Source organism: Clostridium gelidum (assembly GCF_019977655.1).
Lineage (GTDB): Bacteria > Bacillota > Clostridia > Clostridiales > Clostridiaceae > Clostridium > Clostridium gelidum.
In genome coordinates, this window is record NZ_AP024849.1 from 2,427,076 (window position 1) to 2,450,842 (window position 23,767).

Consider the following 23,767-nt stretch of genomic DNA (forward strand, 5'->3'; position numbering starts at 1 on the left):
GCCTTTTGTTTTAGTCTGACTAATTGACTAAGTACATTATTACGATATAATAGACTAGACGAATTAATACACTAAATTAAGGGCGTGATAAATTATATGGCATATGGAGAATTTGCAAATATATATGATGAATTAATATATGAAGATATTAATTATGATAAAGTTTGCGAGAAGGTTATAGATATATGCACTGAAAATGGTATGATTTTTGAAGATTATTTAGATTTAGCATGTGGAACAGGTAATGTTGCAATTAAGGTAGCAAAATACTTTAAAAATACATATGCAGTAGATTTATCAGATGATATGCTAAATATAGCTTTTGATAAATTTAAGAAAAATAAAATTAAGGCAAAAGTAATATGTCAAGATATGTGTGAATTAAGCTTAAATAGGACATTTAATCTTATAACTTCTGTCCTTGATTCAACTAATTATATAACAGAGGATGAAGATTTATTACAATATTTCAGAAATGTTTATGAACATTTAAAAGAAGATGGATTGTTTATATTTGATATAAATTCATATTACAAACTTTCTACAGTCCTTGGAAATAATATATACACATATAGCTCAGATGAAATTTTTTATACATGGGAAAATTCTTTTGAGGAAGAAGTATTAAATATGTTTTTAACCTTTTTTGTAAAGCAAGACAATGGTCTTTATGAAAAGTTTGAAGAAGAGCATTTTGAAAGAGCGTATAAAGAATCACATATAGAACAAGCTTTACAAGAATGCGGATTCAAAATTCTTGAAAAATTTGCTGGATATTCTGATCAAAAAGTAGATGAGAATAGTGAAAGAATACTTTATATAGTAAGTAAATAATTAAGTAAGTTTGAATTAAATTTATTAAATAATTCAATTTCAAAAGGAAATTGTAAAATAAACTGTTAATTGTTAACTTATAACTGTTAACTGAATTAAGTAGGAGATGAAATAATAATGGAAGATAAATTAATTAGAGCAACAGCTAAGGATGGAATGGTTAGAATAATTGCAGCAATTACAACTAATTTAGTAAATGAAGGTACTATGATGCACGAATGTACACCAGTAGCATCTGCTGGTTTTGGTAGAATGTTAACTGCGGGAGCATTAATTGGATCAACTTTAAAAAGTGAAAAAGAAGTTATAACTTTAAAGATAAATGGTAATGGAGAAATAAACGGAATAACAGTAACAGCTCATGATGATGCATCTGTTAAAGGATTTATAGGAAATCCATATATTGATAGACAACTTAACGAAAAAGGAAAGTTAGATGTTGGTGGAGCTATTGGAACAGATGGACTTTTATATGTAATAAAAGACCTAGGTTTAAAGGATCCATATGTAGGACAAGTGCCAATACAAACTGGAGAAATAGCAGAAGATTTTGCATATTACTTTACAGTGTCAGAACAAACACCATCAGCAGTATCACTTGGTGTATTAGTTGATAGAGATTTATCAATAAAAGCTGCTGGAGGATTTATAGTTCAAATGATGCCAGGGGCAGATGAACTTCTTGCAGATGTTATAACATATAGATTAGAAGAAATCCCACCAATAACTACTTTGATAAGTGAAGGAAAAACGATAGAAGAAATTTTAGAATATATTTTTGATGGAATGGACTTGAAAATATTAGATTCCCTTAAGCCAGAATATAAATGTGATTGCTCTAAGGAAAGAGTAGAAAAAGCTTTAATATCTATTGGGAAAGAAACTCTTCAAGAAATATACGATGATGGAAAGACAGAAGAAATAGTATGTAACTTCTGCAACAAGAAATATGAATTCACCAATAAAGATATAGGGGAATTATTGATAATAAATAAAAATAAGTAATCTGCCTGAATTGTACATTGCCCACAGGTTACCTACCAATAAAGCGTATAAATTGTTAATTGTAATATATATATGAAGAAATAAATAGAATAAATAAAAATAGAGGATAATCTGATGAATTTTAAATATCAGATTATCCTTTGTTTGTGTTAGATAAAGGGGTGGGTTTAACTTTTATATTGTATAACTATATTTTATCTAAACAACATATATAGAGAAATGTGGTATAATTTAAAGCAATTACTAGAATAAAGTAATTTGTGAATTTTAATTAAGATGAGTTTACAGTAAGACATGTAATTTCAGTATAGAAATTATGTATGAATGTGGAGGTAGAGATGGGTAGGATTAGTAAGGCTATTAAATTAAAGCTACAAGAATTAAGAATAGATGATATCTTTAAAGATGGGATATTAAAATATAAAGGGTCACTTTCAAATGAGGACTCAAAAAATGAGGCGTCAGAAGATAATAATGTATCTAAAGATAGTAAAAACGAAGTAGAAGAAAAACAACAAGCAGAGGATAATTATGAACACGATTCAATAGTAAAAATAGAGCTTGATAAAAAATCAATTAGTGAAGAAAATATAAATAAAGGACAGAGAGCTGAAGAAGACAACTTAAATTTCAATAATATTGAAGATAATATACGGGAAAACAATAATTCAAATAGTAAGAAAATAGATAATTCAAAAGAAATAGAAACTTTAAAAAAATCAGAACAAATTTTAAAACATATTGAGACAAATGAAACAATGATGCAATATTTTGAATGGTATTATCCCTGTGATGGTTCTCTTTGGAATAGAGTTAAAGAAAATGCTAAAAAGCTCCGTACTATTGGAATTACAGCTCTATGGCTGCCACCAGCTTGCAAGGCTGCTGATGGAATTTATGATGTTGGATATGGATCATATGACTTATATGATTTAGGAGAATTTGATCAAAAAGGTACCGTTAAAACTAAATATGGCACAAAGGATGAATATTTAAAAGCTATAGAGGAATCACATAAAAATAATATAAAAGTTTATGGTGATGTGGTATTTAATCATAAGGGGGGAGCAGATGAGGCTGAAACTGTATCTGCAAGACCTGTATCAAGTTATAATAGAAATGAGTTTGTAGGAGAAGAAAGAGAAATAAGATCTCATACAGTTTTTAATTTCCCGGGAAGAGGAGATAAATATTCAGCATATAAATGGACTGCAAATGATTTTGATGGAGTAGATTTTGATGACATTACAAAAGAATATGGTATTTTTAAATTTGAAGGAAAAGAGTGGGAAAAGGATGTAGACCTTGAATATGGAAATTATGATTTTTTAATGTTTGCAGATTTAGATATGGATAGTCCTTATGTAGTTAATGAACTTAAAAGTTGGGGGAAATGGTATTTATATGAGACCAACGTTGATGGATTTAGATTAGATGCCATAAAGCATATTAAGTTTGATTTTTTTGAAGACTGGCTCAAGGATATGAGAAAAGAAAGTAAAAAAGAGCTTTTTGCAGTAGGCGAATATTGGACACATAATGTTAATAGTCTTGAAAATTATATGGATAAATGTGGAGGCAGTATGAGCTTATTTGATGCACCACTTCATTTTAACTTTCAAAATGCTAGTAATTCATTGGGGCTCTTTGATATGCGAACATTAATGGATAATACTTATTTAAAGGTTAATCCAGATAAAGCAGTTACTTTTGTTGATAATCATGATACACAACTTGGACAGTCTCTAGAATCATGGGTACAACCTTGGTTTAAACCTTTAGCATATACATTTATTTTAACGAGGCAAGAAGGATATCCATGTGTTTTCTACGGAGATTATTATGGAATACCAGAAATGAATTTTGATGGAATAAAAGATGAATTAGATATAATATTAAAGATAAGAAAAGATTATGCTTATGGGATGCAGCATGATTATATGGATAATGAGTCTATTATAGGATGGACTAGAGAAGGGAATAATGAACATGAAGAATCTGGGGTAGCAGCAATAATTACAGTTAACTATGGTGGTACAAAAATAATGTATGTTGGAATCCATCATAAAGGAGAGATATGGATAGATGCTACTAAACAATTAACAGACAAAGTTGTTATAGATGAAAATGGATGCGGAATTTTTAGAGTTTTAGATGGATCTTATTCTATATGGATAAAAGAAAATTAAAGTATCTACTATCAAGCTTAAATCCTTATATTGGGATTTGAGCTTGATTTGTTTTAGCCAAAATTATTTATGTATGACAATATTATTACAATATTGTGATATATTTTGTACTATTTATTAAATGTAAATACAAATTTAAGAAATCTATTTATAATGAATTTATAGAGACAAAAGAAACTAAATATGGTGTAATAGAATCACATTATAAGGAGAGATGAATTTTGAAGAAATTTTGGGATGCTATTTTAGGGGTAGTTTTGATTTTACATGTAATTGCTATAAATTTTATGAGTGGTGCAAGAATTGCATTTAGTTTGCCAATTGTAATTTTAGGAATTATCTTAATATTATATCATTTTGTTAAAAACAAAATAAAAGAACGTGAATTTTTATCTAAAGGATTTAAAATTGCAAAGATATTTTTGTGCATTGGATTTATTTGTTTCTTGGGAATAGAAGCTATGATAGTAACTTACCCTAAGCATAATGAAAAAAAAGATGATTATATTCTTGTGTTAGGGGCAGGGCTTACCAATAGAATAAATCCTAGTTTAATACTTCGCGAAAGACTTGATGCAGCAATAGAATGTTTAAAGACAAATGATAAAGCATATATTGTATTATCTGGTGGGCAGGGAGAGGATGAGGATATGCCAGAATCCCATGCTATGAGTAAGTATTTGCAAGAAAAAGGCATAAATAATGATAGACTAATACTAGAGGACAAATCAAGAGATACGAATCAAAACTTTGAATTTTCTAAGAAAAAAATAGAAGAACATAGTCATAAATCGTTAGATGAAATTAATGTTAAAATAGTAACAACAGATTTCCATGCTTTTAGAAGTAGTATTTTAGCAAAGAGAAATGGGTATGTGAATTTTGATAATTATTCTTGCTCTACAGTGTGGTATTTAATTCCTGTAACATATACTAGAGAGGCTTTTGCAATTGTAAAAAGTGTGCTTTTTGATAAATAAGCAGTTACAAAAATATATTGGCTTTAGAATTAAAAAAGATAGTGGTAAAATAACACTACATATGGGCTAGTTATTTTAGAATATGCTTTATGAAAGGATAAATTTATAAAATGAGGATAAATAAACTTTTTAGCAACTATGGAATTTGTTCTAGAAAAGAAACTAATAGCCTAATTGAAGAAAAAAGAGTTAAGGTTAATGGAGAGTTTTGCGTTTTAGGACAATGGGTGGAAGCAGACACGGATGAAATTCTTCTTGACGATAAGCCTATTTTAATGAGGAATAAAGTTTATATTGCACTCAATAAACCTGTTGGAATTACGTGTACAGCAGAAAATAAAGTAAAAGATAATATAATTGATTTCATGAAATATCCTCAGTATATATTTCCGGTTGGTAGGCTAGATAAAGAATCACAAGGGCTTATAATTATGACCAATGATGGAGAGTTAGCTAATGAAATTCTGGAATCGGAAAATTTGCATGAAAAAGAATATATAGTTAGGGTAGATAAAATTTTTGATGATGAATTTATTAAACAAATGGCTACAGGTGTTGAAATTTCAGGAAATGAAAGTTCTGGAATTAAAAGAATATCAGATACATTGGGTGTTTGCAAGCTTGAAAATGATAAAGAAGTTGAACTCAGCAAAGAGAACTTTGATAAATTAAATAAAGTACAATTAACAGATTTAAAGCAAAACAAAATTAGTAAGAAGAATACGCTTAAAACAAGGCCTTGTGAAGTTTTTAGGGTCAATGAGAATACGTTTAAAATTATTTTAACCCAAGGGCTTAATAAACAAATTCGCAAGATGAGTGGAGCGTTAGGATATAAAGTTATAAAACTAGAAAGAATTAGAATTATGAATATAAGTACTTCTGGTATTGAGGCTGGAAAATGGAGAGGGCTTTATGAAGAAGAGGTAATAGAACTTAAAGCTAGAGTTGCTACTAAAGATAAGGAGAGATAATGAAATGAATAAGGAATATATGAATGCAATGGAAGCTGCAAAGAAATACAATTTGATTTTAAAAGTAGTTACATCAGTAAAGAGCTTTGACTCATACAATAGTTTTTTTAATATTTACGATGAAACTGAAGAACCTTGCAGAAGAATTGTTGTTCTTACTAAAAACAAAGAATTAGAAGAAGTTTATGATGAAAATCCTACTGAAAAAGTTGATGAATGTAAGATTATAGATGGAAACATATGGATTAAGGATTATTCCTTGCTTGTTAACCCTAATAAAATCGATTTGACAGATTTACTTATTAATAAGAAATTGGTTGAGGAAATAATATGAGAATAAAAAAGAGGCTTACAATATCAAATATTCTTATGATTGTAATACCTGTAGTAATTATATTCATTATTGCTGGAATAATGAGTATACCATTTTCAAAAGCATTTGAAAGCAAATTTGCAAGTGATAGAGAACGTGATTCTAATGCTTACTTCATTCAACAGAGCTTGAGACCAGATTTAAAAAATTTTAATAATAAAGATGATTTTGTTAAGTTACCCACCGAGTTGCAAGAGTTTCTCAAGCCTAAAGGTTATCACTTAATAATTACATATGATGGAGAAATAATTTCATCTAATGTTACAGATGAAGATAAAAAGGCTATTGCCAATATAGGAGAAGATATGCTTTTTAAATCTAATTCATTAGTGCTTGAGATGAATTCAACTTCTTTAGTTAAAAACAGCTTTAGAAAGGATAGCAAGGTTGTAAATATTATTGCAATTAATTCAAATTACCAACCTATAAGATTTGATATGAAACATGAAATGTCAACTTTTGTAGTAAGTTATATATTTATAGTTATTATTATTTCATTAATTGTTGTTACATTAACTAATGGTATATTGTCTACAAAGATTTATAAAAAATTGATAGTTCCTCTTGAACTTTTAAGTTATGGGGCTGAACAGATTAAAAATGGAAATCTTGATTTTGAGATGAATTATGAAAGTGATGATGAGTTTAAACAAGTTTGCGGTGATTTTGATGAAATGAGACTGAGATTAAAAGATTCTGTTGATGCGCAATTAAAATATGAGGAAGACAGAAAGCAATTGGTAGTTGGAATATCTCACGATTTAAGAACTCCGCTCACAGCAATTAAAGGATATGTAGAAGGATTAATTGATGGAATTGCAAAAACTCCTGAAAAACAAAAAAAATATCTAAACACAATTTATACGAAAGCATGTGATATGGATATCCTTGTAGATAGGCTATTTTTATTTTCAAAATTAGATACAGGTAGTTTTCCATTTAAATTTGATAAAATAAATATAAAGGAATATATGAAAAGTTTTTATAATCACGTAAAAGATGAGTTTTATGGAAAAGATATTGAATTCTTTTTTAATAGTAAATGTGATGATTTATGTAGGGTGAAAATAGACTGTCAGGAAATGAATAGGGTTCTTTTAAATATAGTAGAAAATAGTGTGAAATATAATGGCAATTGCATGGGTGAAATCAAAATACGATTATTTGAAAAAGAAGATTCCGTAGTTGTAGAAGTTAGTGATAATGGGAAAGGTGTAGAAGAGGAGGAAATTTCTAATTTATTTGTAAGTTTTTATAGAGGAGATTCTTCAAGAACAAAACCTAGTGAAGGAAGTGGACTTGGACTCGCTATAGCAAAAAATATTGTAGAAGCCCATGGTGGAAAAATTGAAGCTTATAATATGGATGGGCTTACAATAAAGATAACTCTTCCTAAAATTTCGGATAAAGAATCAATATAGATAACCAAACTGAAACACTATCTTAAATGAAGAGAGGGATATTAAATGAAAAGCATATTGATTATAGAAGATGATGAAAGTATTGCTGAATTAGAACGAGATTATCTTGAAGTATCTGGATTTCAAACTGAAATTGCGAGTACAGGAACAGAAGGATTAGAACTTGCCTTAAATAAAGAATTTGATTTGATCTTATTAGATGTTATGTTACCAGGCAAAGATGGATTTAAGGTGTGTACAGAAATAAGAGCTGTAAAGGAAATACCGATTTTAATGGTCACAGCTAAAAAAGAAGATATTTACAAGATACAAGGACTTGGAATTGGAGCAGATGATTATATTGTAAAGCCATTTAGTCCTAGTGAACTTGTAGCACGAGTAAATGCACATATCTCTCGTTATGAACGTCTTACAAACATTGATAAGGATAATAATATTGAAAGAAGTTCAATAACTATTGGAAGAATTAAGATTTTACTTAAAGCTAGAAGAGTTTATGTTGTAGAGGAAGAAGTTAAATTTGCAAATAAAGAATTCGAATTATTAATGTTTTTAGCACTAAACCCCAATATCGTTTTTTCAAAGGATAAGTTATTAGATAGGATTTGGGGAGAAGAATCCTTAGGAGACAGTTCAACTGTTACTGTTCATATTAATAGAATAAGAGAAAAAATTGAATTAGATAGCAGTAATCCTGAGTATATAGAAACCGTATGGGGAGCTGGATATAGATTTAATATATAAAGTGATTCTTAGCTTCAGGTGGAGTTTTCTTAATATAGATACAATTTTCTCCACATGAAGCTTAGAAGAACTTATCCAGGAGCGTGCAACCGTTATCTCACACTTGAAGAATGGGAGTGTTACGGTTGCTAGCTATCGGATAAATTGCTAATAAGCTATATAAATAACTAATGTTTTATAATTTTAGAACAAGTTAGTTTTTTTATATAGCTTTTTTAGAACTAAAATATTTAACGTAAATTTAACATTGGTTTATAATTTGTTTATATTTGTTTTATAGCAAGGTTAGAATTACCTATTATACTAAGGATAACAATTAAATTATATTTAAAAGTAGAATATTATTGTAGAATGACAAATTGAGGAGGAGACAAAATTGAAAAAGATATTTATAAGTTGTTTAATAATGACTTTAATGCTAACAAACATATCATTGGTAAATATATCTAGTGTACAAGCAGCTACAACTGATAATGTTGTAACTACAACTGAAAACACTATAAAAATATCCTTAGATAATATAAGAGATATTGTGATTGAGAATAATTTGGACCTTAAAATTGCAGACAATAATCTAAAAATTACAAAAGAAAAGCGTGATGATGCCAAGTCAACTTATGAGGGAAAAACAGAACCTACTGATAGTGATAAGCCTCAAAGTTCAGATTCAAAGTATGCTACTGATGATGCTAATCATACTGCTTATAATGCAGATAAGGCAGTTTATGATAAATCTGTGACAGATTATAACGCAGCTAAAAAGGACTATGAAACAACTAAAAATAATTATAAAACAGCGAAAACTAATTATGACCAAAAAGTTGAAAGTGTAGTTTATTCAGCACAAACAGCTTACTTAAATTATTTATCTGATTTAGCTACACAAAAATTAAACGAAGATACAGTAAAGACTAATGAAAAAGAAGCAAAAGTATATAAACTTCAATATGATAGTGGGTTTATATCTAAAAATACATATATTGATAATTTACAAAAAAATACCTCAGTCAATGATTTGAATTCATCAAAAGATAAAGTAGAACTTGAAAGAATACAATTATGCAATACACTAGGAATTAGCCCAGAAGAAAAAATGATATTTAATACAGAAATAAATGAAGATTTTCAAGTTATTTCAAAAATAAATTATGAGAATGACTTAAATCAAATGCTTGATAATAATTTTGATATAAAAGATAAAAATGATGCTATTGATGACTTAGACGATGAAAAAGATGATGATACAGACATATATGATTATAATGTTGATAATGCTGAAATTTCTTTAAAACAAGCAATAAATACTGCAGAAACAGACTTTAAAGGAAAATATAATGATCTTATTACTTCATATAATTCAATAAAAAGCAGTTATGATGTAATAATTCAAGAACAAAAAGAGTATCAAGTTACTCAAACACAATATGATTATGGGTTCATCTCTCAAAACGGACTAGATGCTAAAAAATTAAAGCTGGATACTGATATTGCTTCTTTTATTAAATCTAGAAATTCGTGCTATCTATTATATTTAAAGTATATTGAAATGAAAGAAGGGTACTAAATTGAAGCTATCATTTAAAAAGAAAAACTTAGGAAATAAAGAAATTATAAACAAGGAAGTTATAAAGAAAAAATTCCTAAATAAAAAAGTAATAATAATATCAACTATAATAATTATTATAATTGTAGGAATTGTCGGATATAAAATTTATGCTAATAAAAAGGCACTAGCAGCGAAAAGTAATGTTAAATATACTGTTTTAAATAAAACTAATCTTGTAAAAAGCCTTAGTACTTCAGGATCAGTAAAAAGTGATAGCAATACAAATGTTTATAGTAATTCTACTGGAAAAGTAAAAACTGTGAATGTATCAGTTGGTGATAAGGTAAAGGCAGGAGATGTTTTAGCAGTATTAGATACTGAAACTCTAGAACAAGATATAGCAAAATTGCAAGAAACAATTAAGAATAATGATGCTTCAACACAAATAGATCTAGAAAATAATAAGAAAGCTTATGACAATCTTATATATTTGTATGATAATAATTTAAATACAGATTTAATAAGTAAAGAGACAGCTGTTAATTCAAATAAGCTAGATCTTGAAACGGCGCAAAAAAATTATGACTATAATAAGGTGATGCTTGAAAATGGCGAGGTTTCACAGGAAGTTTTAAATAAAGCGAAAAATGATTATGAAAAGGCAAAAGCGAATTATGATAACGCAACTGTAAATTTAGAGAATTCAAAAGTAACAGTTCAGCAATCATTAGATAAAGCAAAAAATGATTATGAAAAGTCAAAATTAGCTTCTGAAAATAAAAGTAATCAGATGGATTTAGAGAATAAACAAAAGGCTCTAGCAGATTGCACAATTGTAGCACCAGTTGATGGAACAATAACAAATGTTAATGCAACAGTAGGTAATTCAAGTAGTGGTGCTTTATTCAAAATTGAGGATTTAAGTGATCTAATTGTAAATGTATCTATTGCTGAAGTAGATGTTCCTAAGATAAAGGTTGGACAAAAGGCAAATATAACAACAGATGCAACTGGAAAAGAAGTAATTGCTGGAGAAATTATGAGTATTGATCCAATTTCAAGTAGTTCTAGTACAAGTAGTAGCTCATCAAGTAATAGCTCATCAGGAACTAGCAGCAGTAGTACAAGTAGTAGTACTTCTACAAGTACTGATGTAACATTTACAGCAAAAGTTAAGATAGATAGTAAAAATGAAAATATTAAAGAGGGTATGAATGCTATAGTTAATATTGTTTTAGATGAGAAAGATGATATATATGCAGTTCCATATTCATCTATTGTTAAGAGTAAGAATGGAAATAATATATATGTAGCAGAAGAACAAAAAGGAAAATATGTGGTTAAAGAAATTCCAGTTACTAAAGGAATAGAATCAGATGTCAATATAGAAATTCAAGGAGAAGATATTAAAGATGGATTAATTGTAATTGGTGATACAACAACTTATAAACCAGGAAGTATTGTACAAATAAATAAGAATAAATAAGAGGTGAGTTTTTTTGAGTAAAAATATAATAGAAATGAAGAATATTGTAAAGAGTTTTTACATAGGAACTCCCAATCAGCTGAATATTCTAAAAAATCTTGATATTACTATAAAAGAAGGTGAATTTGTATCTATTGTTGGAACTTCTGGATCAGGAAAGAGTACTCTGATGAATATAATAGGTGCACTTGATAGACCTACTTCGGGAACCTATGTTTTAGATGAAACTGATGTTAATGAAAAATCAGATGATGGTTTATCAGAAATAAGAAATAAGAAAATAGGATTTGTATTTCAGACCTATAATTTAATACCAAGGAGTTCAGCTTTAAAAAATGTTGAATTGCCAATGCTTTATTATGGAATGAATCCAAACGAGCGAAGAGAACGTGCTAAAGAACTTTTAGATCTTGTTGAAATGAAAGATAGAATGAGTCATCAACCTAGTGAATTATCAGGAGGGCAAAAACAAAGAGTTGCAATAGCTAGGGCTCTTGCAAATAATCCTAGCATAATTCTAGCAGATGAACCTACAGGTGCTCTTGACTCTACAACTGGAAGACTTGTTATGGATTTATTTCATAAAATTCATGAGCAAGAGGGAAAAACAATAATATTAATAACTCATAACAATGAACTTGCAGAAGAAACAGAAAAAATTATAGTACTTAAAGATGGGGAAATAATATCAGACAAATATAATGATAAATATTCTAGAAGATTTCAAGTTGGTGAAGAGCTATGTTTATAAAAGAAAATATAATGCTTGCTGTAGCAGGGCTTAAATCTAATAAAATGCGTGCATTACTTACAATGCTTGGGATAATAATAGGTATATCATCTGTAATTGGTATTGTTTCAGTAGGAAATGCATTAACAGCTTCTGTAACAAGTAATGTGGCTAGCATGGGAGCTAATAATATTACAATTAATGTAGCACAAAGAAGCACAACTAGTACACAAAAAAATGGATCTGGTGGAGGCGGAGGTGGTTTGAGATTACCTGGTGGTGGCGGTGGCGCCCCTGGGGGTGGAGGGAAAAACGGATCATCTTCAAGCTCAACAAAGAAAACACCAGCAGATTCAGATCTTTTATCCATGGAAAAGATTAATGCATTAAGAGAGAATTATAGTGACAAAATAAATGCAATAAGTATATCTAAAAATAGTGGTTCGGGTAAAGTAAAAGACGGATCTTTATTTGCAAATATAAGTGTAGTTGGTACAAATGATGGGTATCAAGACGTTAAAAATATTACGCTTAGTGAAGGAAGATTTATTTCAGAACAAGATATGACTGATGTAAAAAAAGTTGCAGTAGTATCTGATAAATTAGTAGCTAAAATGTTTAGTGAAGATATTGATCCAATAGGACAAGAAGTAAAAGTTTATGTATCAGGTACCATTAAGAGTTACACTATAATTGGAGTATATAAATACGAATCAAATGGAGGGAATTCTTCAGAATCTGATGATAATTTAAGCACAGATTTATATCTTCCAATAACTGTTGTAAAAACATCATCATTAGATAAAAATTATCAATCCATAACAATAAAATCAAATGACAATGTTGATATATCAGCATTTACAGATGAACTTTCAGCTTACTTAGCTACTGTATATGAAAATAATAAAGACTTTGAAGGAAAAGCTAGTAATATGCAAAGTATGCTTTCATCACTTACAACAATGATGTCGACATTAAAAATAGCTATAGCTGTAATTGCAGGAATATCCCTTTTAGTTGGTGGTATTGGAGTTATGAATATAATGCTTGTATCTGTAACCGAAAGAACAAGAGAAATAGGAACTAGAAAAGCATTAGGAGCTAAAAGTACACATATACAAATGCAATTTATAGTTGAATCAATGATAATATGTGCAATTGGTGGTCTTATAGGAATAGTACTAGGAATACTTATAGGTGCTATAGGTGCTACTATACTTAAACAAAGCCCATCAATATCGATACCTATAATTTTAATAAGCTTCACATTCTCAATGGTAATTGGTGTATTCTTTGGATATTATCCAGCTAAGAAAGCAGCAAATCTTGATCCAATTGAAGCACTTAGATATGAGTAAAATTAAAATGATAACTTTAAAGAATTAATAGTCAATTAAGGATAAAAACATAGAGTGAAAATGACAGTCCGAATATAAGATTTGGATTGTCATTTTTTTGTTCAAATTAAATCATTATTTTAAAAATGACTTCCTATTAAGAATATTAAGAAATTATTAAGAGTATCTTAATTGTAAAAATAAAGATCATGAAGTAAAATAATACTTTGTAAGGAATAAAATACAAAGTAATTTATTAGAAAACTTTATATGAAATGCATATAAATAAAATTAGTTATATTAAGAAATGGGGAGATTAGAAAATGAAAAATAAAAATAACTTTTGGGGATTCTTTTTGATAATAATAGGTATATTATTGTTTATATCAAAATTATTTAGTATACAACTATTTAATATGGGGAGATTATGGCCAATATTTGTTTTAATACCAGGTTTATGCTTCAATTTTGCATATTTTTCTACAAGAAAAGGACCAGGGGTATTAGTTCCAGGAGGAATTTTAACAACAATAGGGTTACTGTTTTTCTTTGAAACAATGACTAATTGGCATTTTGCAGGATATACATGGCCAATATATCCGTTAGCTGTTGCAGTGGGATTATTTCAATTATATATTTTTGGTGGCAGAAAAAGAGAATTGCTTATCCCAGTAGGTATTTTAACTTTAGTGTCAGCTACGTCTTTTGCTTCCATGATTTTTGGAAACATTAATACTTCACTTGTAGTGCCAGCTATATTAGTATTGCTTGGAGTATATTTAATATTTGGAAAAGGACATGGAAAGGTAGAATAGATTTTTTATATGCCCTAGAATGATTAGTGAAAGTAAATCATTCTAGGGCATGTTTTATTTGTTGTTTTATTTATATGTCTTACACAAAGGTTTCAACTATTCCCCAAATTATGAGGATGACACCAGAAATTAAATTTGAATATCTATTAAACCATTTTGATATATATATATTAGAATTAAAATATCCTAAATAAACGCTAACTAGAGTAAGAATAAAATTAAATAAGACACTAAGACTAATACTAACACCTGTGATACTGGCAGCAAAACAAATGAAGAAGGTGTTTAACATAAGAACAATAGAAATATTAAAACATTCTTTTATAAGTATATGATTCGATTTATCAGAAATTATAGTGCGTGGATTTTCTGAAATATTTTTATATTTTAAGGAGCCTTCAAAATAATAAGAAGTGTCATATCCCGAGCGTTTTTCTTCTAGTCTAATATATTCTACTATGAAATAAATTCCAATAAAACTTAAAAGAATACCACCAAATATGTTACCAAGCTCTGGTTTCAATAAATATAAAATTAATTTGCCAATATACATAGAAATAAATGTACCAATAGAAGTTAGTATTGCAAGTAAAATAGTTCTAGAATTACTTAAATATATTTTTTTAATTCCATAAGAGGAAGAAATCGTTAAAGTAATCAAACTTAAAGATATAGACAATAAAAGTGGTGATAAAAAAATCATATGGAACTCCTAAAAATTACTTTAGTACAATATATTCATATAATCCAAAAAGGATTATATTTTGATAAATTTATAAAATATGTGCTTAAATATTATGAAAAGTGACTGAAATGTTTACATATAATCAACAGTATGGTAAAATACAGGTAATGTTTTTAAATAATTAAAGAGGTGATGATAGGTGGGGTTAATAAGAAAGTAGATAAGAAAATAATATTTATTATTAAGCTTCGAGGTGTGGTTGAAGGACTGTATCTGGAAATCAAAAAGCACATGGAAGAGAAGAATATAATAAATATATATTTTGGGGGGCTAATTAAATGTTAAATTATAAAAAATATAAAAGATTTGAAACAATAAAACTAAAGGACAGAACATGGCCAGATAATGAAATAACCAAATCACCAATTTGGTGTAGTGTTGACTTAAGAGATGGAAATCAAGCTCTTATAAATCCCATGACAGTAGATGAAAAAGTAGAATTTTTTAATTTGCTTGTTAAACTTGGATTTAAAGAAATTGAAATAGGATTTCCTTCAGCATCACAAATTGAATATGACTTTTTAAGAAGATTAGTAGATGAAAATCATATTCCAGATGATGTTAAGGTTCAAGTATTAACTCAAGCTAGACAACACCTAATTAAAAAGACTTTTGAAGCATTAGAAGGTGTAAAACAAGCAATTGTTCATATATATAATTCAACATCAGTACTTCAAAGAGATGTGGTATTTAATATGAGTAAAGAAGAAATTAAAGAAATTGCAGTTGAAGGAACTAAATTAGTCAAAGAATATGCAAAGGACTTTAAGGGAGAGGTATTTTTAGAATATTCTCCAGAAAGCTTTACAGGAACAGAAGTTGAATATGCACTAGAAATTTGTGATGCTGTTTTAGATACATGGGGAGCAAATAAGGACAATAAGGTTATAGTTAATCTTCCATCGACAGTACAAATGGATACTCCCAATATTTATGCTGATCAAATTGAATGGATGTGTAGAAACTTTAAAGATAGAGAAAGAGTTATTGTAAGTGTACATCCTCATAATGATAGAGGAACTGGTGTCGCTGATGCAGAACTTGCTCTATTTGCAGGTGCTGATAGAGTTGAAGGAACTTTATTTGGTAATGGGGAAAGAACTGGAAATGTTGATGTACTTAATATTGCATACAACATGTTCTCTCATGGTGTTGATCCTAAGTTAAATATTGATAACATAAATGAAATAGTTGAAGTATATGAAAGATGTGTTAAAATACCAGTACATGTAAGACATCCATATGCAGGAAACCTTGTATTTACAGCATTTTCAGGTTCACATCAAGATGCTATAAATAAGGGGATGAAGAAATATCAAGAAAGACATGAAGGTACTTGGCAAGTACCCTATTTACCTATAGATCCAGGTGATTTAGGTCGGGAATATGAAGCTTTAGTTAGAATTAACAGCCAATCAGGCAAAGGCGGAATTGCTTTTGTTATGGATCATTGTTATGGATTTAAGATTCCAAAGACTATGCAAAAAGAATTTGCAGATGTAATTCAAAAACTTTCAGAAAAAAAAGGAGAAGTTTCTCCAACCGAAGTTATGCAAGCTTTTGAAAAGGAATATTTAAGTATAGAAGTTCCGTTTAAATTAGTTAAATGCACAATTTCTGATATTTCAGATGATGCTGGTGATGAAGATACTAAGGTAAATGCAACAATAGTTCATAATGGACAATCAAAGGAAATTGAAGGAATAGGAAATGGTCCTATAGATGCATTTAAAAATTCACTAGCTGGAAGTAGCTTAATCAATATTAAGATTATTGACTATACAGAACATGCTTTAAGTACAGGTTCTGAAGCAAAAGCAGCAGCGTATGTATATATGGAAAGAAATGATACTGGAAATAAGACTTTTGGTGTTGGTGTTGATAGTAATATTACAAGAGCATCAATTAAATCAATGATTAGTGCGATTAATCGTCTATACTCTAAGTAGTAATTGGGTATAAGATCTGGAGCAAAAAAAAATAGTTTATGAAAATTAAATTAGGATATATTAAGATGAAGTATAAAACATTTTAATATATCCTCTTTTGTTGGTATGGAAGCTGAAGATGTGCCAATTAAAGTAGAAAAAATTAATATTAGCTATTTATAATCTAAGTTATATGTAAATTATAACATAAAAGTAATCTTTATTGCAGTCTGTTAATTTGTGTATTACTGTTATATTATTATATAAGGTTAGTAGTAATCTGAAAAATATTTAAATAAGTAATGGAGGATTTTATGAATTTTATATTTAGGCAAACACAGTTATATAAATTTTTAAACTATTGTAATGGGATTAATTTAGAAAAAAGTGTTTTAGATTGCGGAGCAGGGGGCGACTGTCCACCACTTGCCCTTTTTTTAGATTATGGGTATAAGACATATGGAATTGAAATAAGCGATTCACAAATTGAAATGGCTGAAACTTTTTCTAAAGAACATAATGTTGAACTTAATATTTCTAAAGGAGATATTAGAAAACTTCCTTTTGGAGATGAATCAATCAGTTATATTTATTCCTATAATACTATTTTTCATATGAAAAAAGAGGACATTGCAAAAGCAGTAGATGAAATAAAAAGAGTCTTAAAGCCAGGTGGAATTTGTTTTATAAATTTCCTTTCGATAAATGATTGTGATTATGGACAAGGTGAGAAAGTGGGAGAAGGAGAATTCTTACAGTGCGAAGGTGACGGGAAAGTTATTCATACTTATTATGATATTGAAGAAGCCGAAGCGCACTTTAAAGATATGAAAATATTATTTAAAGAAAATAGAATTTTAGAAAGACTATATGAAGGTGAAAAAATAAAACAAGGATATATAGATTATATAGTTCAAAAATAATTAAAGAAACGAAAGAAATGATAGGAGCAAAGAAGATAGTTTATGAAAATTAATTTGAGGATATATTAAGATGAAGTCTAAAGCATTTTAATATATCCTCTTTTGTTGTATAGATAAAACTAAACTATCAAAATAATGGACCTAAAGAGAGTGAAAATGATTTGGTAGGTCCTAATAAAATGACATTAAAGGAAGCAGTAGAAGCTTATAAGAAAGGTGATAAATATAATGATAAGGCATTAAAGACTTGGAAAGAAAACAATTTAGAAAAAGAACTTGATCCATTCATTCAATCAAAATATCCTAATTTAATTACGGATCCGACTCAAAAGACATTTATAGAAATATAGGTGTCTTTTTATATGTAATAAATTACATTATGTTACACTTAAATACAACATTGCCTTTATTCGCTATAATGGAATAGCGAAAGGAGGGATATTATGGGAAATGCTAAAAACATAAACAAAAAGATTTGCGAAATGAGACAATCATTACAGGATTTAATTAATGAAAAACCAAGTTTAATAGATCCAGAAGTCGTTACCGCAAGTCAAGAACTTGATGAAGCTTTGAATGAGTATAACAATTTACTTAACAAAGTAGACAAGTAGAACAAAAGGGAGGGATTGAAAAATCTCTCCTTGTATTTAGTGAAAATTAATATGCTTATAGACCAGTAGAATCAGAATAAAATATTTGAGAGAGTGCAGTTATTCTATTAATTATATTGACAATTATAATTATACCAGTCCCGATTCCTATATGGTTACAATGCCAAGGAAAATTAGCTTATATCACATATGATGGTTGGTTGCAATTTTTTGGTTCAGTTGGAGGTGCTTTTTCCGTGTTTATATATTACCTGCATGTTGTTTAACTTAGATAGATTGGGTATAATTATAATAAATATAAAAGGTAGGTGAGGCAATTGAAAAGAATACCACTTGGAATAAGTGATTTTAAAACAGTGATAGAGGAAGATTATTTATTTGTTGATAAATCTGAATTAATAAAAGAGTTTTGGGACATCGATGGGCAAACTATCTTAGTGCCAAGACCAAGAAGATTTGGTAAAACTCTTAACTTGAGTATGATTAAATACTTTTTTGAGAACAGTAGTAATGATAATGGGTATCTTTTTAAAGGCCTTAATATAGAAAATCATAAGGAGATTATGGAGCTTCAAGGTAAGTATCCAGTTATATATTTAACCTTTAAGGATGAAAAGCATAGTTCTTTTGAATATCTTAAGGCGGGACTTAGAAATATATTAAGTAAATTATATCAGGATCATAAATATTGCTTAAATACAGATAAGATAGATAACATAGATAAAGAATATTATAATTCAATAATAAATAAAAAAGCAGATATAATTGATTTATCTAACGCTTTAAAGAAGTTATCACAATACGTTCATAGTTATTTTGATAAAAAGGTAATGATTTTAGTGGATGAATATGATGTGCCAATACAAGCTGCATATGTAAGTAACTATTATAATGAAGCTATAGAATTTATGAGAAATTTCCTTAGTGGAGCTTTTAAGGATAATTCTTCTTTGCAAAAGGGAATGATTACAGGGATACTTAGAGTTGCTAGAGAATCAATTTTCTCAGGACTAAACAACCTTAAGGTAGAAGGTATTTTAAGTCATAAGTTTAATGATAAGTTTGGGTTTACGGAAAGTGAAATAGAAAAGTTAGCTTTGCAGTATGATATTAAGGAAAATTTAATAAATATTAAAGAATGGTATAATGGATATTTTTTTGGAGATACAACCATATATAATCCGTGGTCCATATTAAATTATATATCAAATCCTAAAGAGGGATTAAAGCCGTATTGGGTTAATTCTAGTTCAAACGATTTAGTAAAAGTTGTATTATCTAAAAGCACAGCAGATGTTAAAAGTGATTTAGAAGAATTAATTTCTGGAAATAGTATAACCAAAATTATTGATGAAAACATAGTTATGGGAGACATAGAAAAATCAAGTAATAATTTATGGAGCTTCTTACTATTTACAGGTTATCTGAAGGCAAAGGAAGCTTATAGAAAAGACGAAGATATATTCTATAACTTAAGTATTCCTAATAGAGAAGTTAGAAGTCTTTATAAAAACATAATAGAAAATTGGTTTTTAGATACAATTACAAGAAATAATTATGATATTATGATAAATAGTCTTATAAATGGTGATATTAAAATATTTGGCAAGCTATTAAAGCAATTTGTTATAAAAAGTATAAGCTATTTTGATGTTGGAGGATATGAAGGAGAAAAAGTCTATCATGCATTTGTCCTTGGTATGTTAATTTCTTTAAATGATACTCATGAAGTATTATCTAATAGGGAAAGTGGGTATGGCAGGTACGATGTAATGATAATACCTAGGGATATTTCTAAATTAGGTATTGTTATAGAATTTAAGAAACTTGATGCGGATGATGATGAGACTTTAGAGGAGACAGCAGAAGAAGCATTAAAACAAATTAAAGATAAAAAATATTCTATAACTTTGGAAAATAGAGGCATAAAAAATATAAAAGAGATTGGTATTGTATTTAAAGGTAAGGATATATATATCAAAGAAAATGATAATGAAAAATAGATTGTATAAAGTTGAATGGTCTTGGAAGTATTGTAGTACTTTCAGGATCATTTTAATTTTATTTGGAATAAATTATTGTAATTTTAGAATTTAATTGTAAAATACGGGTTGAGAGATATGTGTGAACTTTATTTCAATATATATAAACTTTGAACTATAGTGATATAATAGAATAAGGTTTATAGTTAAAAGCAGTTATAATAACCTTTTGTGTTACATTTTAATCACTTGAAAATTAGATAATTGATACATTGTTTAATATGAGTTAGTTGGTTATAATTATAATAAATATAAAAGGTAGGTGAGGCAATTGAAAAAAATACCACTTGGAATAAGTGATTTTAAAACAGTGATAGAGGAAGATTATTTATTTGTTGATAAATCTGAATTAATAAAAGAGTTTTGGGACATCGATGGGCAAACTATCTTAGTGCCAAGACCAAGAAGATTTGGTAAAACTCTTAACTTGAGTATGATTAAATATTTTTTTGAGAACAGTAGTAATGATAATGGGTATCTTTTTAAAGGCCTTAATATAGAAAATCATAAGGAGATTATGGAGCTTCAAGGTAAGTATCCAGTTATATATTTAACCTTTAAGGATGAAAAACATAGTTCTTTTGAATATCTTAAGGCGGGACTTAGAAATATATTAAGTAAATTATATCAGGATCATAAATATTGCTTAAATACAGATAAGATAGATAATATAGATAAAGAATATTATAATTCAATAATAAATAAAAAAGCAGATATAATTGATTTAGCTAACGCTTTGAAGAAGTTATCACAATACGTTCATAGTTATTTTGATAAAAAGGTAATAATTTCAGTGATAAATTTGGATTTACAGAAAATGAAATTGAAAACCTAGTTCATGAATATAGCATAGAAGAAAAACTTGATAGTATAAAGGAATGGTATAATGGTTACAATTTTGAAAATACAACAATTTATAATCCTTGGTCAATATTAAATTATTTATCAAATCCTAAACAAGGGTTAAAGCCATATTGGGTAAATAGCAGTTCAAATGATCTAGTTGGAATTCTTTTATCAAAAGGATCTAAAGAGGTTAAGAAAAACCTTGAAGATTTAGTTAGTGGGAATAATATAGAAAAAATAATAGATGAGAATATAGTTATGGGAGATATAGAAAAATCTACGGATAACTTATGGAGCTTTTTATTATTTACAGGTTATTTAAAAGTTAACTTTAAGGAAAGAAAAGGGTTAAAAGATTATTATACTTTGTCCATTCCTAACTTAGAAGTAACAACACTTTACTATGATTTAATTGAAAAATGGTTTGAAGATACAATAACTAAAGAAAATTATGAACTTATGATAAATAGCCTAGTAACTGGTGATATCAAAATATTTGGCAAGCTATTAAAGCAATTTGTTATAAAAAGCATAAGTTACTTTGATGTTGGTGGCTATGAAGGAGAAAAAGTCTATCATGCATTTGTCCTTGGTATGTTAATTTCTTTAAATGATACTCATGAAGTATTATCCAATAGAGAGAGTGGTTATGGTAGATATGATGTAATGATAATACCTAGGGATATTTCTAAATTAGGTATTGTTATAGAATTTAAGAAACTTGATACTGATGATGATGAGACTTTAGAGGAGACAGCAGAAGAAGCATTAAAACAAATTAAAGATAAAAAATATTCTATAACTTTGGATAATAGAGGCATAAAAAATATAAAAGAGATTGGTATTGTGTTTAAAGGTAAGGATATATATATCAAAGAAAATGAAAATATAAAAGAAATTGGATAAAGTTAAATTGTCCTGATAGTATTATAGTACTGTCAGGACAACTTTAATTTTATTGAAAAAAATTTATTGTGATTTACAATTAAGGATTCTAAAATTCTAAAGAATTTAAGAATTTAAGAATTTAAGAATTTAAGAATTTAAGAATTTAAGAACTTAAGAACTTTAGAATTTTAGAATTTGCTTGTAGAATGCGGGATAAGAGATATGTGAAAACTTTTTTGAATATCTATAAATGTTAAACTGGAGTGATATAATGGAATAAATCATAAAGGTTTAATATTATTTAAAAGGTGTGGGTATATATGAAAGAGTTGTGTGTTATTGGAAGCTTAAATATGGATTTAGTAACAACTGTAGGGGATTTCCCCAAGCCAGGTGAAACTATTTTTGGTGATAGTTTTAAAACTTTTCCAGGTGGAAAAGGGGCAAATCAAGCAGTTGCTTTAGGAAAATTAGGTGCAGATGTGCTAATGGTTGGAAAAGTTGGAGATGATATATATGGAGCAAAGTATTTAGAGGTTTTAAAAAATAACAATGTAAGGCAAGACGGTGTGGATATTGAGAAGGAAATATCCTCTGGAGTAGCAATAATAAAAGTAAACAATAAAGGTGAAAATAATATAGTAGTAGTTTCAGGTGCTAATGGTAAAGTTGATGTAAATTATATTGAAAGTAAATGGGATGTAATCGTAAAAGCAGATATATTTTTATTTCAATTAGAAATTCCAATGGAGACAGTAGTTTATACTATGAAAAAATTAAAGGATTTAGGGAAAATAATTATTCTTGATCCAGCACCAGCATCAAAGCTTCCAGATGATATTTTTAAATATATAGATTTTATAACACCAAATGAAACAGAGTTAGAAACATTAGCTGAGAAAAAGATAGACAATGAAGATGATTTAAGAGAAGCTGCCAATATATTATTTGATAAAGGTGTAAAGGTTATAATAAGCAAGCAGGGAAGAAGAGGTGCTGCAATTATTAAGAGAAATGAATATGCTCATGTGTCTGGATTTAAGGTTAATGCCGTAGATACGACAGCAGCAGGAGATTCTTTTAATGCAGGCTTTGCTTTTGCTTTAGCACAAGGAAAAATTTTAGAGGAATGTGTTAAATTTGCCAATGCGGTAGGTGGTATTTCAACGACTGCATTAGGAGCACAGGAGGCTATGCCATCTTATGAAGTGGTTAGAAAATTTATGGATGAAAAAAAATAATATACTTGAATGGTCTTGGCAGCATTTTATTACTGTTAGACCATTTTAGTTTTATTTGGGAAAATTTATATAGGAAAGTATTTTTATATGTTTAAATGAAACTATT

General features: G+C 28.3%; 22 protein-coding genes. 21 read left to right on the forward strand and 1 reads right to left on the reverse strand.

Translation table 11 applies throughout. The features are described from left to right. The first annotated feature begins 96 nt into the window (after nucleotides 1–96). The 13 genes from psyc5s11_RS10700 to psyc5s11_RS10760 all read left to right on the forward strand — a co-directional run bounded on the left by psyc5s11_RS10700 (nucleotide 97) and on the right by psyc5s11_RS10760 (nucleotide 14,434). Nucleotides 97–834, forward strand: a complete 738-nt coding sequence (locus psyc5s11_RS10700; RefSeq protein ID WP_224037569.1) for a class I SAM-dependent DNA methyltransferase — start codon at nucleotides 97–99, stop codon at nucleotides 832–834. Nucleotides 835–951: 117 nt separating this feature from the next. Next, nucleotides 952–1,839, forward strand: coding sequence for an Hsp33 family molecular chaperone HslO (gene hslO, locus psyc5s11_RS10705; protein ID WP_224037570.1), 888 nt, complete (start codon nucleotides 952–954; stop codon nucleotides 1,837–1,839). A gap of 338 nt (nucleotides 1,840–2,177) precedes the next feature. After that, nucleotides 2,178–4,028 carry an alpha-amylase gene (locus psyc5s11_RS10710; protein WP_224037571.1) on the forward strand — a complete coding sequence of 617 codons (1,851 nt, stop codon included), beginning with the start codon at nucleotides 2,178–2,180 and terminating at the stop codon, nucleotides 4,026–4,028. Between the two features lie 221 nt (nucleotides 4,029–4,249). Next, entirely contained in the window at nucleotides 4,250–5,008 is a 759-nt protein-coding gene (locus psyc5s11_RS10715; protein ID WP_224037572.1) for a YdcF family protein, read from the forward strand. Between the two features lie 110 nt (nucleotides 5,009–5,118). Then, nucleotides 5,119–5,982: a pseudouridine synthase gene (locus psyc5s11_RS10720; protein WP_224037573.1), complete on the forward strand. Its 864-nt coding sequence runs from the start codon at nucleotides 5,119–5,121 to the stop codon at nucleotides 5,980–5,982. Nucleotides 5,983–5,986: 4 nt separating this feature from the next. After that, nucleotides 5,987–6,316: a hypothetical protein gene (locus psyc5s11_RS10725; RefSeq protein ID WP_224037574.1), complete on the forward strand. Its 330-nt coding sequence runs from the start codon at nucleotides 5,987–5,989 to the stop codon at nucleotides 6,314–6,316. Next, entirely contained in the window at nucleotides 6,313–7,776 is a 1,464-nt protein-coding gene (locus psyc5s11_RS10730) for a HAMP domain-containing sensor histidine kinase (RefSeq protein WP_224037575.1), read from the forward strand. Before psyc5s11_RS10725 ends, psyc5s11_RS10730 begins: the two co-directional genes overlap by 4 nt. 45 nt (nucleotides 7,777–7,821) lie before the next feature. After that, the gene (locus tag psyc5s11_RS10735) at nucleotides 7,822–8,520 is read left to right on the forward strand and encodes a response regulator transcription factor (protein ID WP_224037576.1); all 699 of its coding nucleotides are present in this window, start codon (nucleotides 7,822–7,824) and stop codon (nucleotides 8,518–8,520) included. Nucleotides 8,521–8,896: 376 nt separating this feature from the next. After that, the gene (locus tag psyc5s11_RS10740) at nucleotides 8,897–10,084 is read left to right on the forward strand and encodes a TolC family protein (protein WP_224037577.1); all 1,188 of its coding nucleotides are present in this window, start codon (nucleotides 8,897–8,899) and stop codon (nucleotides 10,082–10,084) included. Nucleotide 10,085: 1 nt separating this feature from the next. Continuing rightward, nucleotides 10,086–11,552, forward strand: a complete 1,467-nt coding sequence (locus tag psyc5s11_RS10745) for an efflux RND transporter periplasmic adaptor subunit (protein ID WP_224037578.1) — start codon at nucleotides 10,086–10,088, stop codon at nucleotides 11,550–11,552. Nucleotides 11,553–11,565: 13 nt separating this feature from the next. Continuing rightward, on the forward strand, nucleotides 11,566–12,303 hold the full coding sequence (locus psyc5s11_RS10750; protein ID WP_311196425.1) for an ABC transporter ATP-binding protein: 738 nt from the start codon (nucleotides 11,566–11,568) through the stop codon (nucleotides 12,301–12,303). Next, a complete protein-coding gene (locus psyc5s11_RS10755; RefSeq protein ID WP_224037579.1) occupies nucleotides 12,294–13,640 on the forward strand; it encodes an ABC transporter permease in 1,347 nt (448 codons plus the stop codon). Before psyc5s11_RS10750 ends, psyc5s11_RS10755 begins: the two co-directional genes overlap by 10 nt. A 302-nt stretch (nucleotides 13,641–13,942) precedes the next feature. Next, entirely contained in the window at nucleotides 13,943–14,434 is a 492-nt protein-coding gene (locus psyc5s11_RS10760; RefSeq protein ID WP_224037580.1) for a hypothetical protein, read from the forward strand. 79 nt (nucleotides 14,435–14,513) lie between these two features. Here the strand turns inward: psyc5s11_RS10760 and psyc5s11_RS10765 are convergent, their stop codons facing one another. Beyond that, on the reverse strand, nucleotides 14,514–15,137 hold the full coding sequence (locus psyc5s11_RS10765) for an MntP/YtaF family protein (protein WP_224037581.1): 624 nt from the start codon (nucleotides 15,135–15,137) through the stop codon (nucleotides 14,514–14,516). Nucleotides 15,138–15,457: 320 nt separating this feature from the next. Between psyc5s11_RS10765 and leuA the strand changes: the two genes are divergently transcribed. From leuA to rbsK, 8 genes are all read left to right on the forward strand, one after another. Further along, nucleotides 15,458–17,128: a 2-isopropylmalate synthase gene (leuA, locus tag psyc5s11_RS10770; protein ID WP_224037582.1), complete on the forward strand. Its 1,671-nt coding sequence runs from the start codon at nucleotides 15,458–15,460 to the stop codon at nucleotides 17,126–17,128. 293 nt (nucleotides 17,129–17,421) lie between these two features. Further along, complete coding sequence (locus tag psyc5s11_RS10775; RefSeq protein WP_224037583.1) at nucleotides 17,422–18,030, forward strand: class I SAM-dependent methyltransferase; 609 nt, start codon at nucleotides 17,422–17,424, stop codon at nucleotides 18,028–18,030. A gap of 179 nt (nucleotides 18,031–18,209) precedes the next feature. After that, nucleotides 18,210–18,380: a hypothetical protein gene (locus tag psyc5s11_RS10780; protein WP_224037584.1), complete on the forward strand. Its 171-nt coding sequence runs from the start codon at nucleotides 18,210–18,212 to the stop codon at nucleotides 18,378–18,380. Between the two features lie 93 nt (nucleotides 18,381–18,473). Further along, nucleotides 18,474–18,644 (forward strand): aspartyl-phosphate phosphatase Spo0E family protein, encoded by a 171-nt coding sequence (locus psyc5s11_RS10785; RefSeq protein ID WP_224037585.1) that lies wholly within the window; start codon nucleotides 18,474–18,476, stop codon nucleotides 18,642–18,644. A 317-nt stretch (nucleotides 18,645–18,961) separates the two neighbouring features. Beyond that, nucleotides 18,962–20,647 carry an AAA family ATPase gene (locus psyc5s11_RS10790; RefSeq protein WP_224037586.1) on the forward strand — a complete coding sequence of 562 codons (1,686 nt, stop codon included), beginning with the start codon at nucleotides 18,962–18,964 and terminating at the stop codon, nucleotides 20,645–20,647. A gap of 310 nt (nucleotides 20,648–20,957) precedes the next feature. Next, nucleotides 20,958–21,521, forward strand: coding sequence for an AAA family ATPase (locus tag psyc5s11_RS28070; RefSeq protein ID WP_311196426.1), 564 nt, complete (start codon nucleotides 20,958–20,960; stop codon nucleotides 21,519–21,521). 269 nt (nucleotides 21,522–21,790) lie between these two features. After that, nucleotides 21,791–22,438, forward strand: a complete 648-nt coding sequence (locus psyc5s11_RS28080; protein WP_311196427.1) for a PD-(D/E)XK nuclease domain-containing protein — start codon at nucleotides 21,791–21,793, stop codon at nucleotides 22,436–22,438. Nucleotides 22,439–22,740: 302 nt separating this feature from the next. Next, entirely contained in the window at nucleotides 22,741–23,661 is a 921-nt protein-coding gene (gene rbsK / locus psyc5s11_RS10800; RefSeq protein WP_224037587.1) for a ribokinase, read from the forward strand. Nucleotides 23,662–23,767: the final 106 nt, after the last annotated feature.